Annotated in this window: 17 protein-coding genes; 5 read left to right on the forward strand and 12 right to left on the reverse strand. The window is 67.9% G+C overall.

Going from position 1 to position 17,345, the window contains the following annotated elements; translation table 11 throughout:
* Window positions 1-24 precede the first annotated feature (24 nt).
* The gene (locus ACFPAH_RS02790; protein ID WP_379740290.1) at window positions 25-363 is read left to right on the forward strand and encodes a hypothetical protein; all 339 of its coding nucleotides are present in this window, start codon (window positions 25-27) and stop codon (window positions 361-363) included.
* 49 nt (window positions 364-412) lie between these two features.
* Here ACFPAH_RS02790 and ACFPAH_RS02795 read toward each other — a convergent pair whose 3' ends face one another.
* The 10 genes from ACFPAH_RS02795 to ACFPAH_RS02840 form a co-directional block, all read right to left on the reverse strand.
* Complete coding sequence (locus ACFPAH_RS02795) at window positions 413-2,665, reverse strand: xanthine dehydrogenase family protein molybdopterin-binding subunit (RefSeq protein WP_379740293.1); 2,253 nt, start codon at window positions 2,663-2,665, stop codon at window positions 413-415.
* Window positions 2,662-3,150, reverse strand: a complete 489-nt coding sequence (locus ACFPAH_RS02800) for a (2Fe-2S)-binding protein (RefSeq protein WP_379740296.1) — start codon at window positions 3,148-3,150, stop codon at window positions 2,662-2,664. The genes ACFPAH_RS02795 and ACFPAH_RS02800 overlap by 4 nt, the downstream gene beginning before the upstream one ends.
* Window positions 3,151-3,548: 398 nt before the next feature.
* Entirely contained in the window at window positions 3,549-4,889 is a 1,341-nt protein-coding gene (locus ACFPAH_RS02805) for an erythromycin esterase family protein (RefSeq protein ID WP_379740299.1), read from the reverse strand.
* 12 nt (window positions 4,890-4,901) lie between these two features.
* Window positions 4,902-6,095 carry an SRPBCC family protein gene (locus ACFPAH_RS02810; RefSeq protein ID WP_379740302.1) on the reverse strand — a complete coding sequence of 398 codons (1,194 nt, stop codon included), beginning with the start codon at window positions 6,093-6,095 and terminating at the stop codon, window positions 4,902-4,904.
* A gap of 49 nt (window positions 6,096-6,144) precedes the next feature.
* Entirely contained in the window at window positions 6,145-6,825 is a 681-nt protein-coding gene (locus ACFPAH_RS02815; protein WP_379740305.1) for a phosphoribosyltransferase, read from the reverse strand.
* 79 nt (window positions 6,826-6,904) lie between these two features.
* Window positions 6,905-7,375, reverse strand: a complete 471-nt coding sequence (locus ACFPAH_RS02820; RefSeq protein ID WP_379740308.1) for an Hsp20/alpha crystallin family protein — start codon at window positions 7,373-7,375, stop codon at window positions 6,905-6,907.
* Window positions 7,376-7,589: 214 nt separating this feature from the next.
* Window positions 7,590-8,429 (reverse strand): S-formylglutathione hydrolase, encoded by an 840-nt coding sequence (gene fghA / locus ACFPAH_RS02825; protein WP_379740311.1) that lies wholly within the window; start codon window positions 8,427-8,429, stop codon window positions 7,590-7,592.
* 76 nt (window positions 8,430-8,505) lie between these two features.
* Window positions 8,506-9,096, reverse strand: coding sequence for a chromate transporter (locus tag ACFPAH_RS02830; protein ID WP_379740314.1), 591 nt, complete (start codon window positions 9,094-9,096; stop codon window positions 8,506-8,508).
* On the reverse strand, window positions 9,093-9,704 hold the full coding sequence (locus ACFPAH_RS02835; protein ID WP_379740317.1) for a chromate transporter: 612 nt from the start codon (window positions 9,702-9,704) through the stop codon (window positions 9,093-9,095). Before ACFPAH_RS02835 ends, ACFPAH_RS02830 begins: the two co-directional genes overlap by 4 nt.
* A gap of 36 nt (window positions 9,705-9,740) precedes the next feature.
* Window positions 9,741-9,917, reverse strand: a complete 177-nt coding sequence (locus tag ACFPAH_RS02840) for a hypothetical protein (protein WP_379740320.1) — start codon at window positions 9,915-9,917, stop codon at window positions 9,741-9,743.
* Window positions 9,918-10,128: 211 nt separating this feature from the next.
* Between ACFPAH_RS02840 and ACFPAH_RS02845 the strand changes: the two genes are divergently transcribed.
* Complete coding sequence (locus ACFPAH_RS02845) at window positions 10,129-10,356, forward strand: hypothetical protein (protein ID WP_379740323.1); 228 nt, start codon at window positions 10,129-10,131, stop codon at window positions 10,354-10,356.
* A 439-nt stretch (window positions 10,357-10,795) separates the two neighbouring features.
* A complete protein-coding gene (locus ACFPAH_RS02850) occupies window positions 10,796-12,940 on the forward strand; it encodes an ATP-dependent helicase (protein WP_379740326.1) in 2,145 nt (714 codons plus the stop codon).
* 260 nt (window positions 12,941-13,200) lie between these two features.
* Here the strand turns inward: ACFPAH_RS02850 and ACFPAH_RS02855 are convergent, their stop codons facing one another.
* Together ACFPAH_RS02855 and ACFPAH_RS02860 are read right to left on the reverse strand one after the other, a co-directional pair.
* Window positions 13,201-14,025 carry an SIR2 family NAD-dependent protein deacylase gene (locus ACFPAH_RS02855; RefSeq protein ID WP_379740329.1) on the reverse strand — a complete coding sequence of 275 codons (825 nt, stop codon included), beginning with the start codon at window positions 14,023-14,025 and terminating at the stop codon, window positions 13,201-13,203.
* Complete coding sequence (locus ACFPAH_RS02860) at window positions 14,012-14,650, reverse strand: phosphohydrolase (protein ID WP_379740332.1); 639 nt, start codon at window positions 14,648-14,650, stop codon at window positions 14,012-14,014. The genes ACFPAH_RS02855 and ACFPAH_RS02860 overlap by 14 nt, the downstream gene beginning before the upstream one ends.
* A 212-nt stretch (window positions 14,651-14,862) precedes the next feature.
* Between ACFPAH_RS02860 and glpD the strand changes: the two genes are divergently transcribed.
* Window positions 14,863-16,485 carry a glycerol-3-phosphate dehydrogenase gene (gene glpD, locus ACFPAH_RS02865; RefSeq protein ID WP_379740335.1) on the forward strand — a complete coding sequence of 541 codons (1,623 nt, stop codon included), beginning with the start codon at window positions 14,863-14,865 and terminating at the stop codon, window positions 16,483-16,485.
* 9 nt (window positions 16,486-16,494) lie between these two features.
* Window positions 16,495-17,121 (forward strand): glutathione S-transferase family protein, encoded by a 627-nt coding sequence (locus ACFPAH_RS02870; protein WP_379740338.1) that lies wholly within the window; start codon window positions 16,495-16,497, stop codon window positions 17,119-17,121.
* Window positions 17,122-17,345: the final 224 nt, after the last annotated feature.

Below are 17,345 nucleotides of genomic sequence, written 5' to 3' on the forward strand. Positions count from 1 at the left end.
CTTTAACGTAACAATGGAGCAACCATGAATAACCAGATCGTACGCATGCTGCCCAGCTTCGAGGCCGCCGCTCAGGCACGCAAGGGCTTGCTGGCAGAAGGTTTCGACGACGATGGCATCCACATCAAGGTGACCACCGACGAAGCAGGTCCCGCCGAAAGCAATTTTTATGTCGGCGATGCGCCTGAAGTGAAAGGGGGGACCGACTACCAGGACGTCTTCAAGCCCGCCGACCGGGGCGACCTGTGCGTGATGATCGTGACGGTCGCCAACGCATCCCAGCTGGACCGGGCAGCGGCCATCCTCGAGCACAACGGCGCCTTCGACGCCGACCCGGCGCACAATCCGCCGAGCCGGGCATAGTCAGGCATGCGCGGCGTCGGCAACGTGCGCGCCGCCCCGGGCGCCGAAGCTAACTCCAGCTCAGGTCGGTTTTACTGAGCGGGAGTTCGCGCACGCGCTTGCCGGTGGCGGCGAAGATCGCGTTGCACACGGCCGGCGCCAGCGGCGGCAGGACCGGCTCGCCCAGTCCCGTCACCGGATAATCGGTTTTCAGGAAGTGCATCTCGATCTTCGTCGGGGTGTCCGGCATGCGCAGCAACTTGTAATCGTGAAAATTGCTCTGCACGATGCGGCCCTTGTCGATGTCGAGTTCCGGATACATCAAGGTCGACAGGCCGTCGATCACCGAACCCTGCACCTGGTTTTCCGCGCCGCTCAGGTTGACGATCTGGGCGCCGATGTCGGTTACCACGACCACCCGGTCCACCTTCAGCTCGCCGCTCTTCGACACCGTCACCTCGGCGACTTCTGCCACGTAGCCGCGGTGGCTGAAGTGGAAGGCCACGCCGGCACCCTGGCCGCGCGCGAAGCTGCGCTTGCCCCAGCCGGCTTTCTGCGCCACTTCGCGCAGGACATTGCGCATGCGCGCCACGCTGTAGGGCTGTCCGCGCTCGCCGCTGCCCGGCACGATGTCCTGCTCGCCCAGCAGCTCCAGGCGGAACTCGACCGGATCGCGTCCGCCTGCGTGCGCCAGCTCGTCGATGAAGCTGTGGAAGACCCAGGAAAACACGCTGCTGCCCGGCGCGCGCCAGGGTCCCATCGGGATCCGGCATTCGAGCGCGGTCTGCTCGAGCAGGCAGTTGGCGAGCCAGCGGCCCGGGAACTCGTCGCCCGACAGGCTGCCGCCGCTGCCCGGCTGCAGGATGCTCTTGCCGTCGCGCTCGACCCGGTTGGCGAAGGTGACGAAATGGTTGTGCCAGCCGACCAGCTTGCCCTTGGCGTCGACGCCGCCGCGCAGGTGGTGGAAGCCGCCCGGACGGAAATGGTCGTGCTGCAGGTCGTCTTCGCGGGTCCAGGTCAGCTTGACCGGGGCGCCGACGCGTTGCGCGATCGCGGTTGCCTCGACGATGAAGTCGGAACTCAGGCGCCGGCCGAAGCCGCCGCCGCTGCGGATGATGTGCAGGGTGATCTTTTCTTTCGGGATGCCGAAGGTGCTCGTCACCAGGGCCTGGCCGGAACCCGGATTCTGGGTCGGCGCCCATAGTTCGAGCGTGCCCTCGGCCGGCTTGAACCAGGCAGTGCAGTTCTGCGGCTCCATGCTCGCGTGCGAGATGAAGGGGTAGCGGTAGCTCGCCTCCACCAGTTTCGCGGCGCCGGCAAAGGCGGTGCGCACGTCGCCGTCCTGGCGCAGCACGCTGGTGCCCGGCTTGCCGGCGGCGGCCTGGGCCTGGGCCGTGAAGTCGGCCCAGCTGTGGCCGGCGCCGGCGCCTTCGTCCCATTTCACTTCCAGCCGGCGGCGCGCCTTGAACGCGTTCCAGGTCGAGTTCGCCACGATGGCCACACCCGGGCGCAGCCCGTTGAGGTTGGCATTCCCCTCGACGATGAAGGCGTCCTTGACGCCGGGCAGGGCCTTGATTGCATCCAGGTTGGCGCTGACGGGCTTGCCGCCGAACACAGGACACTTGACGTAGACCGCGTACAGCATGCCCGGCAGCTGGACGTCGATGCCGAACAGCGGCTTGCCGCTGACGATGGCGGCATTGTCGACGCCGCCGATGCGCGTGCCCAGCAGCTTGTAGCGGGCCGGATCCTTCAGCTGGACCTGGGCCGGGTCGGGCAGGGGCAGGGCGATGGCGGCCGGTACCAGCGCGCCATAGCCGAGCCTGCGTTTGGTCGGGCCGTGGTGGACCGCGCCATGGGCGGCGCTGCATTCGGCCGCCGGCACCTTCCAGATCTGGGCGGCTGCCTGCACCAGAACGGTGCGCGCGGTGGCGCCGAGGCGGTGGAAATCATTGTAATTGTTCGGGGTCGAGGTCGAGCCGCCGGCGCCCTGGCTGCCATAGGCCGGGTCCAGGTCGCCCTGGACGATGCGGACATCCTTCCAGTCGATCTCGAGTTCCTCGGCGATGATCATCGGCAGCGAAGTCTTGATGCCCTGGCCGATTTCCGGCTGCTTGGAGACCAGGGTGACGACGCCGTCGCGGCCGATGCGGATGAACACGCTCGGGACGAAGGCGTCCTTGCCGGCCGCGGCCGTGGCATTGCTTGCGTTGGCCGGGTTGGCCGCATTCGCCAGCAGCGCGGCGCCCGGGGTCATGCCGATGAACAGGGCGCCGGCGGCGCTGCTGCCCAGGAAGCGGCGGCGCGAAGGGGAGATGCTCATTTCTTGCCCTTTCCGTGAACGGAAACCGCGGCGATCTCGGCGGCGCGGTGGATGCCGGCGCGGATGCGGGTATAGGTGGCGCAGCGGCACAGGTTGCCGGCCATCGCCTCGTCGATCTGGGCGTCGGCCGGACGCGGATGCTGCTTGAGCAGGGCGCAGGCGCTCATGATCTGCCCCGACTGGCAGTAGCCGCACTGCGGCACGTCCAGTTCCTGCCAGGCTTGCTGGAGCGGATGCTGGTGCTCCTTGTGCAGGCCCTCGATGGTCGTGATGTCCTGCTTCCCGATGCTCGATACCGGGATCAGGCAGGAGCGGGTCGGGGCGCCGTCGATGTGCACGGTGCAGGCGCCGCACTGGCCCATGCCGCAGCCGTACTTGGCGCCGACCAGGCCGAGCGAATCGCGCAGGGCCCACAGCAGCGGGGTGTCCGCTTCGACGTCGACCGTCTGGCGCTTGCCGTTGATGTTCAGCGTGTATTTACTCATGGCTTTCCTTGCCTGATAACAAACTTGAGCATCGTATCAAAATGGGGGGAGGTAGCGGTGGCCGGAGGAAAGTTTAATTGTTGTGGAATTGTTGCGGGGGAGGGGCGGGGCGGTTCGACCATGCGGCGGCAGGTGCGAATGGGCGTGGTGACCGTCGTCGGTGCGTTCCTGCGGGAGGTTCGGTATCGGGTCAGTGGGGGCAACCGGGCTGGCATCGGTACGACCGCGTGGGCACGAGTGCCTACCCTATGCGAGCTGGCATCGGTACGACCTGCAGCGCCAGCAACGCGTGGACACAGGTGTCCACCCTACGTTGGCGGCCTGATCGCTTGCAAGACCTGGCATCCGGAAACAACGACGCCGGCATTGCGCCGGCGCCGATCTCGTGCACGCTTCGTTTAAATCCCTTCCGGATAGGTCTCCGGCGGTTCGTCCGAATGCCAGCCGCTCGTGATGTCGAGCGGGGTCAGGGCTTCGGTGCGGTCGATGTGGATGATGGCGTCGAATTGCTGGGCCAGCTGGGCGTCGAAATAATGGCTCTGGCGTTCGGTGCGCGGCAGGTAGAGCACGCCGATGGCGCGTTCCAGGCGGCGCTCGAGCAGCAGGCGCCGCGCCGGGCTCTCCTCGCGCAGGTTCAGGTAATAGCGCGGCAGGCCGACCGCGTGCAGCAATTCTTCATAGCTGCCGGCCATGCCGGGCCGCACCCGCTTGTGCTCGGCCGGGCCGTCCCATTCGGAGGCTGCCGTCACATGGCCTTCGTAGGTCGAAAAGCCGATCAGGCAGGTTTGCCCGGGATAGGCCTTGCGCGCCAGTTCGCCGACATTCCATTCGCCTAGGCCGCCCATATAGGTCGCGCGGGCGTCGCCGATGTGCGAGTTGTGCTCCCAGACGACGATCTTCGCCGGCGTGCCGTCACGCGACAGGTGGCGGTCGAGGGCATCGAGGGTTTCCGCCATGTGGCTGTCGCGCAGGTTCCAGGACGATACCCGGCCGCGGAACATGGTGCGGTAATACTCTTCGGCGTTCTTGACCAGGCGCGCATTCTGCTGGGCGTAGAAAAAGGCATCCTCGGCCGAGGCGCCGTCGGCCTGCATGTAGTCGAAGGCGCGCTGCTGCAATTGCTGCAGCTGGGTCAGGACGCCTTGCTGGCAGGATTCGGACAGGCCGATGCCGGTGGCATAGCCGTAGTGCTGGCTGTCTTCGCCGTAATGGTCGAAACAGGCGTAGCGGCGCCGGGCTTCCTGGGCGGCGACCGGGTCGACCTGGTCGAGGTAATCGAGTACTTCGCGCACGGAAGTGAACAGGCTGTACAGGTCGAGGCCATAGAAGCCGACCTTCGGACCGGCACGCACGCCCGCGTTGTGCGCGCGCAGCCAGTCGGCGAAGGCGGCGACGTCGGTGTTGCGCCACATCCAGGCGGGGAAGCGCTGGAAACCCGACAAGGCCTCGTTCGCGGTCTTGTCCTGTCCTTCGCCGCGCACGTAGCGGTTGACGCGGTAGGCGTCCGGCCAGTCGGCCTCGACCGCCACGGCCGTGAAGCCCTTCTCGCGGATCAGGCGCTGGGTGATGCGCGCCCGTTCCTCGTAGAACTCATGGGTGCCGTGGGTCGCTTCGCCGATCAGCACGAAGCGGGCGTCGCCCACGAGGCGGAGCAGGGCGTCGTAGTCGCCCGGCCCGCCGCTGAGCGGGTGGGCGGCCGCCGCCAGGGCGGCTGCGCCGATCTCGATCGCGGCGGTCATGGCATCATTGCCTCAGTGCAGGAAGCGGCTGCCCGATTTTTCGCGGCGGGCCGCGTCGTGCGGAATGACGCCGCGCTCGACGAAATGCTTCATGCGCGCCAGGTCGTCGTCCATCTGGCGTTTCGGGTCGGAACCGAGCAGGGACGCGAGACCATGGCCGAGCGCGCCGGCCGGCGGCGTGTACGACAGGCGCACGGTGACCAGGGTGCCGCCGCGGTAGGGCTCGAACTGGACCGAACCGGCGTTCTCGATTTCAGCGCCGGGCTCGCTGCGCCATGCCAGGCGGCGGCCTTTCGACTGCTCGGTCAGGACCGAGTCGAACTCGAACTGGGTGCCGGCCGGACCCTGTACCACCCAGTGCGAGCGGCGGCGGCCCAGGTCGCGCACCTCGATCACGTGCGACATGAAGCGCGGGAAGTTTTCGTAGTTGCTCCAGAGTTCGTAGACGTCTTCCGGCGAGGCGTCGATGCGGATCGATTTTTCGAGTTCGATGCGCTTGCCGCGGCCGCGGCCCGATTGGGCGCTGCTTCGGTCGGCGCCGAAGAGGCTCGAGATGCCGCCGCCGCTGCTGCGGGTGGCCAGCGCCAGGCCGGCCAGGCCGAGCGCGGCAGCGAGCGGCGAGCGGCGCATCAGGCCGAACAGGCCGAGCAGGCCGCCGCCGACCACGGCCGGATTGCGCAGCAGCGCCGAGACGTCGTCGCGGTCTTCGAGGTGCAGCGCGCCCATCGCGCGGCCGGCGGCCTGGCTGGCCATGCGGCTGAAGCGCGTCGCCGCTGCATCGGCGCGCGCGCCGGCCTCGCCGGCCATGCGCGAAGCGCTGTCATAGGAGTTTTCCAGCGCGCGTCCGGCGCTGCCGTTCGGCTTGGCCGACTCGTAGGCGCGGCTGGCGCGGTTGCCGGCCTCGTCGAGGAATTTGCTGGCGCCGGTCGTGGCGTCGTCGGCCAGGTCGCTGGCGGCATTGCCCGCTTCACGCGCCGCCATGCCGATGCGCTCGCCAATGCCATGCCAGGCATTGCCCAGCGCATCGCCCGTACGCGAGCCGGCATGGCGGATTGCCGCAGTCGAGGTCGAACGGCGGGCACTGCCGCGGTCCGGGTCGAGCATGTACATCAACAGGGCGCCGGCGGCGGCCCCTCCCAGCATCATGGCCACGTCGCTCGTTTCAAGATTGAGGCTGCTATCGGTGGTGGTGGTGTGTTGTCGCATGTTCTATCCTCTCTGTTGGTTAGGAGCCTGTCCCGGACAGGTCCTGGTTTCACGGACGATCGGCCCGGCTGCGCCAGGCCATCGCCAGCAAGTCCTGCACTTCCTCGTCGCTCGTTTGATCGAACGAGTCGTACCACTGGCTGACGGCACGAAAGCGCGCCGGCGCCGCCAGGCAGACGAGCTGGTCGGCCAGGGGCGCCAGCATCGCCAGTGTCTCGGGCGGCGCCACCGGCACCGCCACGACGACGCGCGCGGCGCCGCGCCTGCGCGCCACCTGCACCGCCGCCAGCATGGTCGAGCCGGTAGCGATGCCGTCGTCGGTCAGCACCACATCCCGCCCGCTCAGGACGGGTTCGGGGCGTTCGCCCCGGTACAGGCGCTGGCGCCGGTCGATCTCCGCCAGTTCGCGCTTGGCGATGGCATCGACCTGCGCCTGCGTTATACCCATCAGGCCGGGCACGCCCGGCTGTAATACCTGCACGCCGCCGCTGCCGACGGCGCCGATGGCGTACTCGGACTGGCCCGGCATGCCGAGCTTGCGCACGAGCAGGATGTCGAGCTCCAGGCCAAGCGCCATCGCCACGGCAAACCCGACCGGCACGCCGCCGCGCGGCAAACCGAGCACGATCGTGTCGGGACGGGGCGCCGCATTGGCTCGCTTCGCGCCGAGCTCCTCCGCAAGCAGCTTGCCGGCGTGTGCGCGGTTCTTGAAGCGTGCCGATTCAGCCATCGCCGTCGATCCCGATCATGTCCCGGCAGTCGCCGGGCGTTCAGCCCAGGCAGATCGAGCCCGGGCTGGCGCCACGCCCTTACTGCACTTCCAGGCGCCTTACCGGGCTGCCCTGTTTCTTCGGCAGCGTCAGGTGCAGGACGCCGTTTTCCAGCTTTGCCTGCGCGCCTGCGTCGTCGACTTCCGACGGCAGGGTAAAGCTGCGCATGAACTTGCGTGCTGAGCGTTCAGAATACACCACGTTTTCGCCCTCGCGCCGCTCGTTTGCCTTGCGGCATTCTCCTTCGATGGTGACACGCTGGTGATCGATGGCGACCTTCAGGTCATCTTTCTCGACGCCCGGCATTTCGGCCTGGACTTCGTAGGCGGTATCGCTCTCGGTCATGTCGAGCCGGGGCACCGTGGCATTGGTGTCGGACCAGCGGCCGCCCTGGGCCATCGGCGCGAAGAAATCCTCGAACATGCTTTCGACGAGGCGGCCGAACTGATCCTCGACCACGCCTGGCCGATAAGTCGACAGTGGCGTACTGCCTCTCCGGACGAGATTCATGGTAAGCCTCCTTTCCTCACGGTGAACATGCGCGGCAAAGGTGCCGCACCTGATTTATAGGGCAGCGCCGGGCCAATTTCAAGGCAGGCTGGAAGGGGAGGGGCGCCCCTGTGCCGGGACTTTGCGCAAGGGCAGAAATCGTGCAGCCGACCGGAACCGACAGGGCTTGTCGTGGTCGGCGCAGGCTGGCGAAAGGGCGAGCGCCGCGGCTGCGTCAGCCGAGCTGGGCGCGGTGGAAGCGCAGGTGGTCTTCGATGAAGGTCGAGATGAAGTAATAGCCGTGGTCGTAGCCGGCGTGGCGGCGCAGGGTGAGCGGCTGGCCGGCCGCCCGGCAGGCGGCCTCGAAGGCGTCCGGATTGAGCTGGTCCGGCAGGAACTTGTCGGCCAGGCCCTGGTCGACCAGGATGCCGCCGGGGAAGCGCACCGGCCCGGCGGCCACCAGTTCGGTAGCGTCATGGGCGCGCCAGGCGGCGCGGTCGGCGCCCAGGTAGCCGCCGAACGCCTTTTCGCCCCAGGGGCAGCGCGCCGGCGCGGCGATCGGGGCGAACGCCGACACCGAACGGAACAGCTCGGGGTTGCGCAGCGCGATCGTCAGGGCGCCGTGGCCGCCCATCGAATGGCCGAAGATGCCGCAGCGCGCTGGGTCGCCGCCGAACTCCTCGAGCACCAGTTCGCGCAGTTCGAGGATGTGGCTGTACATGCGGTAGTGGCGCGCCCATGGTTCCTGGGTCGCGTCGAGGTAGAAGCCGGCGCCGGCGCCGAAATCCCAGCTGTCGGTCTCGCCCGGCACCCCGGCGCCGCGCGGGCTGGTGTCGGGGGCGACCAGGATCACGCCTTCCTGGGCCGCCACGCGCTGGGCGCCGGCCTTGGTCATGAAGGTCTCTTCGGTGCAGGTCAGGCCGGCGAGGTAGAACAGGACGGGCAGCCTGCGGGCATCGGCGCCGGGCGGCAGGTACACGGAAAAGCGCATCGGCAGCCCGATCGCCTTTGATTCGTACTGGTAGAAGCGCTGGAGGCCGCCGAAGCAGGCGTGTTCGCTGAGCAGTTGTAGCATACCGTTCTCCGTCTTGGTCAATGGTCAACAGTGCAAGTATGCCATCCCGAACGCGGCCGCGTGAGGGCACGCCCGTTCAGACGATGCCGGCCGCTCCCAGCAGGGCGCCGAGGGCGAGCACCCACAGCAGGTGCAGCCGCGTGCGCCAGATGAGCACGCAACTGCCCAGTGCCAGCAGCCACAGCCGCCACGGCTGGGCGCCGGCCGCCCCGCTCGCGGTGGAGGTGGCGAGGATCCAGCTGGTGGCCAGCAACAGGGCGATCACGACCGGCGCCATGCCCAGCTTGAAGGCGCGCACGCCGAGCAGTTCGCGGTTGCGGTGGCCCCATTGTGCGACCTGGTAGGTGAAGATGCCCGATGGCAGCAGGATGCCGGTCATGGTGGTGGCCACGCCGAGCCAGGCGGCCAGCGTGCTGCCCGCGTTCATGCCGACCTTCCAGCCCATCAGCGCCACGAACAGCACGTTCGGCCCGGGCGCCGCCTGGGCCAGCGCGATCGCATCGTTGAACTGGGCCTGGGTCAGCCAGCCTTGCTGCTCGACCAGGAAGCGGTGCATTTCCGGCGTCATCGAGATGGCGCCGCCGAAGGACATCGCGGACAGCATCAGGTAGTGGCCGAACAGGTTGAGCCAGTCGTGCCAGCCGAGGGTGATCTGGAGGCCGGTCATGGGCGCATCCGGTGCCAGGTGAGCAGGCAGCCGAGGCCGCCGAGGCCGAGCAGCACGTAGACCAGCGGCAGGCGCACCAGCGCCACCAGCACGAAGGCGGCCAGCCCGATCGCAGAGGAAACGGGCAGCGGCAGCGGATGGCGCAGCAGGCTGCCGGCCAGCTTCAGGCCGGCGGCGGCGATCAGCCCCGCCGACACGGCGGCCATGCCGCGCAGGGCGCCGGCCACCTGCGGGTTGTCGACGAAGCGGGCGTGGAGCGTGGCGAGCAGCAGCACCACGAGCAGCGGGATGGCCAGCATGCCGGCCACGGCCGCCAGGGCGCCGGGCAGGCCGAAGTAGCGCGCGCCGATCATCATCGAGATGTTGACGACGTTCGGCCCCGGCATGATCTGCGCCACCGCCCAGTCCTCGATGAATTCTTCCTGGGTCAGCCAGCGCTTGCGGTCGACCAGTTCGCGCTGGACGACGGCCAGCACGCCGCCGAAACCCTGCAGGGCGAGCACCGTAAAGGCGAGGAACAGGTCGAACAGGGAAGCCGGATGCGGGTGGCCGGGCGCGGATGCCGGGGATGCTGCGGCGGACGTCGATTCGGGAGGAGGGGAGCTCATCCCGCAATTATCGCGCCCGCCCGGCCTGTCTTGCAATCAGCCGCCGCCGATCCCCCGCATGACGCGTCCGCTGCCGCCGCATTGGGGGCAGGATCTGCCGTCGGCGAGCTTGCCGCTGCCGGCGCAGGCTTCGCATACGTCTTCGCCGGCGCCGGGCGTGCCGGGAGCGGCTTCGTCGCCGGGGTTGAGGTCGGGTTCGGGAGTGGTTGCCATGGGTTCCTCGCAGGTGCGTTGGAGGCCGGATCGGCCCGGAAGGGACTACGCGGCCATTCTAGGCCGGGCGCCGGCGCGGCGGCGCACCGGTTGCCGTGCGGTCGTCTGTACAACTTTTGATGTTTTCGATAGGAACTTGACATTGACTTTGCGAGCGATTGATCGATACTCAATGGCAACCCAATGCTTCCACACAGAAAGGGAGGTCACGATGACGGTCAGTGCAGTTGCCGCAGTCGCGGTTCCCGGCACCCGTGCCGACGCCAGCGGAGAAGCCCGCCACGACCTGCGCCAGCGCGCAATCGTCGACGCCGGCCTCGCCGTACTGGTCAGCAGCAACATGATGTCTGCCTTCGAATACCTGCGGACCCGCGACATTGCCACCGATGTCATCGAGCGTGTGCTGCTCGAACCCGACCAGCGCAGGTCGACCGGTTAAAGTTTCCTCCAATCTACTCATTGCGATATAAATCTGGCATTTTTGTGGCGCTCGAACAAGTGCTGTTATACACAAAAATTGCTTTTTTTTAATAAAGCACGAGACCGCGCTCCCTCCGCACAACTGCATGCAAGTCCTTGATTTGCCGTAGTTTGGGCGCTGCCCGTGGAACGGGCAGTTTGTTGAAAGCCGCATCCTGACGGGTTTGCGGCATGTCAAGCCCCACCTTTTCCACAAAGTTATTCACAGACTTTGTGGATATCCGAAAAACTGCTTTGTTTCCGGCGACTTAGCCGACTAGCGTCGTGTGTTACCTGAGCTTGACTCAAGCATGGGGCATGGTTTGGCCGTCACGGCCGCCGCTCGGGATTGCAAAATCTGCTTGCTAGCCGGCACTGGACAAATGTACAGTTGCGCTGTCCTCCAACACGATCCACCCATGTCCGCTGCCGCCGCCGTTTCCGCCTCCACACCCGCCTCTGCATCTGCTCCCGCATCTGCTCACGCCTCTGCGCCTGTATCCGACGATCCGTTCGCCGGCCTCAATCCCGAGCAGCGCAGGGCGGTCGAACACGACCTGGACACGGCCGCGCCCCGTCCCTTGCTGGTGGTGGCCGGCGCCGGCTCGGGCAAGACGAATACCCTCGCGCACCGGGTCGCGCGGCTGATTCTGGCCGGAGCCGACCCGCAGCGCCTGTTGCTGCTGACCTTCTCGCGGCGTGCCGCCAACGAGATGACCCAGCGCGCCTCCAACGTGCTGCACCGCGTGCTGCACCGCGCGGGGAGCCAGACCCAGGTGATGTCCTCGCTGCCCTGGGCCGGCACCTTCCACAGCCTCGGCGCCCGCCTGTTGCGCGAGTATGCGGGGCGCATAGGCCTGGACGAATCCTTCACCATCCACGACCGCGGCGACTCCGAGGACCTGATGGGCATGGTGCGCCACGAGATCGGCGCAACAAACACCCAAAAGCGCTTTCCGCTGAAGGGCACCTGCCTGGCTATCTATTCGCGCGTGGTCAATTCGCGCGAGCCGCTCGACCAGGTGCTGCAGAGCACCTTCCCCTGGTGCGGCGAGTGGGAAGCCGAGCTCAAACGCCTGTTCGGCGCCTATGTCGACGCCAAGCAGGAGCAGAACGTGCTCGACTATGACGACCTGCTGCTGTTCTGGGCCGAGATGGCCGCCGATCCGGAGCTGGGGCCGGAAATCGGCGCGCGCTTCGATCACGTGCTGGTCGACGAATACCAGGACACGAATCGCCTGCAGGCGGCGATCATCACCGGCATGAAGCCCGATGGCCGGGGCGTGATGGTGGTCGGCGACGACGCCCAGTCGATCTATTCGTTCCGCGGCGCCACGGTGCGCAACATCCTCGATTTCCCCGGGCAGTTCTCGCAGCCGGCCGAGGTCGTCACGCTCGACCGGAATTACCGTTCGACCCAGCCCATCCTCGACGCCTCGAACGCCGTGATCGCAGCAAGCGTCGAGCGCCACGCCAAGACGCTCTGGACCGACAAGGCGGCCGGCGGCCTGCCGCAGCTGGTGCTGATCCCGGACGAGGCGGAGCAGGCGCGCTGGGTGTGCAGGCGCATCCTCGAACACCGCGAAGCCGGCATCAAACTGACCCAGCAGGCGGTGCTGTTTCGCGCCGCCAGCCACAGCGCCGCGCTCGAACTCGAGCTCATGCGACGGAATATCCCCTTCGTCAAGTTCGGCGGCCTGAAATTCCTGGAAGCGTCGCACATCAAGGATGTGCTGGCCGTGCTGCGTTTCGCCCAGAACCCGAACGGCCGCATGGCGGGCTTCCGGGTGGCCCAGCTGATCCCCGGCATCGGTCCGGCCACGGCGACGCGCCTGCTGGACGCGGTGGCCGAGGCGCCCGAGGCGCTGAGCGCGGTCGAGGCCTTCGAACCGCCTGCCCGCAGCCGCGCCGACTGGGACGCCTTCGTGGTCCTGTACCGGCGCTTGCGCACGCCCGGCCTGCGCTGGCCGGCCGACATCGAGCTGGTCAAGAACTGGTACCTGCCGCACCTCGAGCGCCTGCACGACGACGCCCAGGTGCGTGCGGCGGACGTGGAGCAGCTGGCGCAGCTGGCAGGCGGCCACGGCAGCCGCGAAACCTTCCTCGCCGAAATCACGCTCGACCCGCCCGAGGCCACCAGCGACCGCGCCGGCCCGCCGCTGCTCGACGAGGATTACCTGATCCTGTCGACCATCCATTCGTCCAAGGGACAAGAGTGGAAATCGGTGCACGTGCTGAACGTCGTCGACGGCTGCATCCCCTCGGACATGAGCACCGGCAGCGCCGAGGACATCGAGGAAGAGCGGCGCCTGCTCTACGTGGCCATGACGCGCGCAAAAGAGCACCTGCACCTGGTAGTGCCGAACCGTTTCTTCATCAAGCAGCAGGCCCAGATGGGCGACCGCCACGTCTACGCGGCGCGCACCCGGTTCGTCACGCCGGCCATGCTCAAGCAGTTCGAGGAATGCGTGTGGCTCGACGCGGAGACGGCGCAGTCGAAGAAGCCGATGCCCGAGAGCGTCAGGATGCTGGTGCGTGACCGGGCGCGCAGTGCGTGGAAATGAACTCGGTACAGTTTCGGCTGGGGACTTATCCCCCGTTGTAGGACTTTGTAGGAATTTGCTGATGCTGAGTTCGCATGCGCCAGATATGCGTGTGCAAGTCCTTGATTTATAAGGGCTTCGTTTTTGCCTTCAGAATGGGCATTTTGTTGAAACCCGCATCACTACTGCCCTTGCGGCTTGTCAAGTGGCGCTTGTCCACATAGTTATCCACATTTCTTGTGGATATCGAACGAAAACCAATAAAATCAATGGCTTAAGCTCTAGTGTTTGCGATTGATCAAGCTCGACAGCGCCGTCAGCGCCTCACCCGCCGTGAGCGAAATTGCAACGCCCGGATGTCCGTCCAGCTGGGCGTCGCGCGGGTTGATGCGGATGAGCGGCACCCCTTGCGCCTCGCTCATGCGGCGTACCGACGGGATCGCCAGCCCGGCGCCGAGTTCGATGACGACCAGCCGCTCGACCCCTGCGCGCCAGGCCCGCAGCCGCTCGAACTGCGCCTCGGCGCGCTCGGCGATCCAGGCGCTGTCGTTGAACATCAGGATGTTCGGACGCGCCAGCGCCCCGCAATGCGGGCAGCGCGGCGCGGGCGAAAGCAGGCGGCAGGCCTGCACGTCGACCTCGGGCTCGAAGCCGTCGGCCGGCCAGGTCGCGTTCGAGCAGGGCAGGGTGCATTGCAGGTGGTGGATCGAACCGTGGCATTCCACCACCTGCTCTTGCGTAAAGCCGGCGCGCTGGAACTGGCCGTCGACATTGCTCGTGAAGACGAAGGCGCCGCCGGCCACGCGTTCGGCGAGGCTGCGCAGGACGGCGAAACCCGGGTGCGGGAGCGTGGCCCGGTAGAGCGCGAGCCGGTGGCCGTAAAAGCCCCAGGCCAGCAGCGGATCGCTGCGAAAGCCGGCCGGGTTGGCGATTTCCTGGAAGGCGATGCCCGCCTGCGCCAGGGCCGGGTAGGCTTTCCAGAAGCCCTGGGTGCCGCGAAAATCGGGCAGGCCCGAGTCGACGCCCATGCCGGCGCCGGCGCAGACCAGCAGTGCGCCGGCCTGGTCCAGCAGCTGCGCGGCGCGCGCGAGTTCAGGGCGCGCCATGGCCTTCCCCGACCAGCTTGGTGAGGCGCTCGAGTTCGGCGAGGAAGCGCTCGCAGGCCAGCCCCGGCGGCCAGGGCTCCCAGGGCTGGCCGCCGTAGACGCCGACCAGGGGATCGTCGCGCAGCACGGCGGCCTGGATTTTGAGGGTGCGCCTGACTTCCTCGCGCGACCAGCCCGCCACATGCACCGCTTCGCTGGCCGCGGCCAGGCGGTCGGCGCGCTTGTGGCGCGCGTGCTCGGCCGTCGTCCAGGACGGCAGGCCATAGCGCAGGAAGACCACGTGCTCGAGGCGCCTGGTGAGGGCGCGGAAACCCTCGCCGAGGAAGGGCTTGATGACGGACAGGGCATCGAAGCCGAGCAGGCCTTCCTCGGCGTCGTGCAGCAGTTCGCGCAGCTCGATCAGGGGATCGGCCTGGCCCTTGAGCTCGGCGCGCCGCAGCAGCATGACCGTGATCGAATGCTGGGCCACGGACAGCGGCAGCGGCCATGCCGAGTGGCCGCCCCAGCGGTAAGTACGGGCCAGGCCGAGCGCGAGGTCGGCGTCGTCCCAGTCGAACGGAGTCGGATTGAGCAGGTCGAGCCGTTTACCCGACGGCATGCGCACCCAGGCGCGTTGCTGCAGCATCAGCTGGCATTCAGTGTTGGGGTCATGCCGCGATTTTACACACCGGGAGCGCAGGGTGCCGGCGGCAGCGGCCGAATCGGAGCGCGCACCGGAGTGCGCACCGGAGCGACCCGGGAAAGGGCGCGGCGGACCGGAACGCCTTGATCTATGCGAACATGATCGCAGGGAGTCGCCAATACACTGGATCGATTGCGATTCTTCGGGAGAAGGCCGTGGGCGAAGCGGTGAAGCGGTTCGATTGCGACGTGCTGATCGTCGGCGGCGGCATCAATGGCGCGGCGATCGCGCGCGATGCCGCCGGCCGCGGCCTGCGCGTGGTGCTGTGCGAAAAAGACGACCTGGCCGAGCATACCTCGTCGGCGTCGAGCAAACTGGTCCACGGTGGGCTGCGCTACCTCGAGCATTACGAATTCGGCCTGGTGCGCAAGGCCTTGCTCGAGCGCGAAATCCTGCTGCGCAGCGCGCCCCACATCATGCGCCCGCTGCGCTTCGTGATGCCGCACGAGCGCGGCCGCGGGCCGGGGGCGCGGCCGGCCTGGCTGATCCGCCTCGGGCTGTTCCTCTACGACCGGCTGGCGCGCCGCGAGTTCCTGCCCGGCTCGCATGCGCTGAACCTGCGCAGCCACCCGGCCGGCGCCCCGCTGCAGCCGCGCTTTACGCGCGGCTTCATGTATTCCGACGGCTGGGTCGACGATGCGCGCCTGGTCGTGCTCAACGCCCTCGACGCCCAGGAACGCGGCGCGACCATCCTGACGCGGTCGCGCTGCGCGCCGCCGCAGCGTTACCCCGGCGGCTGGAGCGCAACGATTGAGCGCTGCGTCGAGGGCGGCGTCGACGGCGCCCGGCGCCTGCGCGTGACGGCGCGCCTGCTGGTGAATGCCGCCGGGCCCTGGGCCGCGCGCTTCCTGCAGGGCGCGACCAGGGCGCCGGACGCGGGCGCGCTGCGCCTGATCAAGGGCAGCCACATCGTCGTGCCGCGCCTGTTCGATCATCCGCATGCCTACCTCTTCCAGCACCCCGACGGGCGGGTCGTGTTCGCGCTGCCCTACGAGGGGGCGTTCACCCTGATCGGCACCACCGACATCGATTATCGGGGCGACCTCGACCGGGTAACGATCAGTGCCGAGGAAACCGCCTACCTGTGCCAGCTCGCCAACCGTTATTTCGCGCAGCGCATCACGCCTGCCGACGTGGTCTGGAGCTATTCCGGCGTGCGCCCGCTGGTCGAGGATGCGGCAGCCAGCGCTTCGGCCGCCACGCGCGACTACCGGCTCGAATGGGACAAGGCCGGGGACGGGGCGGGCGCGCCGCTGCTGTCCGTTTTCGGCGGCAAGATCACCACCAGCCGCAAGCTGGCCGAGGACGCCGTCGACCGCATCGCCGCGGCGCTCGGCCACGCCGCGCCGGCCTGGACCGCGAACGCCTGCCTGCCCGGCGGCGACCTGTTCGGCGTCGAGCCGGGACAGCGCGGCGTGCTGGAGTTCGACGCCTGGAGCGCGCGCCAGGCGGCGCGCTACCCCTGGCTGCCGGCACGCCTGGTCGCGCGCTATGGGCGCGCCTACGGCACCCGCATCGATACGCTGCTCGCGCATTGCAGCAGCCTGGCCGACCTCGGGCCGGAAGTGCTGCCCGGCCTCTACCAGGCCGAGATCGCCTACCTGATGACCCATGAATGGGCGGCCAGTGCGACCGACATCCTGTGGCGCCGCACCAAGCTCGGGCTGCATGTGCCGCCCGGCAGTGCCGCGCTGCTGGACGACTGGATGCGCGTGCGCCAGCCGGAGGCCGCGCCCCGGGCCGGATCGGCTATGATTGTCGGGCAAACAACTACCTGAAGGAGCGCCATGAAACTGTACCTCAGCCCGCACGCGCCGAACCCGCGCCGGGTCAGCATGTTCATCCTCGAAAAAGGCATCACCGGCATAGACACCGTCACGATCGACATCCTCAAGGGCGAGCAGCGCAGCGAGAGTTTCCTCGCCAAGAATCCGCTGGGGCGGGTGCCCGCGCTCGAACTGGACGACGGCCGCGTGCTCAGCGAAACGCGGGCAATCTGCACCTGGCTCGAGGGCGTGTATCCCGAGCCGAACCTGATGGGCGTGGACTTCGAGGAGCGCGCCTTCATCGAGATGGCCGACCGCCGCATGGAACTGCACCTGCTGCTCGAGACCGCGCACAGCGCGCGCCACTCGCACCCGGCGCTGGCGCCGCTGGAGCAGCCCCAGTTCAAGGACTACGGCGCGGCCCAGGCCGACAAGATGCGCATCACCGCGCGCTGGCTCGACCAGGTGCTGGGGCGCCAGCCGTATGTCGCCGGCGAGCGTTTTACGATCGCCGACATCACCGCTTTCTGCGCCCTCGAGTTCGGACGCGGCCTGCTGAAGTTCCGGCCGGGCGAGGAGGGGATGGCGAACCTGCAGGCCTGGCGCGACCAGATCGCGGAGCGTCCGAGCGCGGTGGGGTCGAAATAAGCGCGCGGTGCTAACGTAGGGTGGGCGGCTACACCTGTAACCGATGAGCACGCGCGGCCGGGATGCCGCCCACGCGTTCAACCAGCGGGCGCACAGCCACGCAGGTATTCATGCGTGATTTGGACGCGTGGGCGGCGCACCGGCCGCGAATGCTCACCTGCTGCAGGTGTAGCCGACCACCCTACGCCGGGTCTGAAAAAAAGGGCGGCCAAGGCCGCCCTCCG

Origin of the sequence: Massilia sp. GCM10023247 (genome assembly GCF_042653325.1) — a bacterium.
Classification (GTDB): Bacteria; Pseudomonadota; Gammaproteobacteria; order Burkholderiales; family Burkholderiaceae_D; genus Telluria.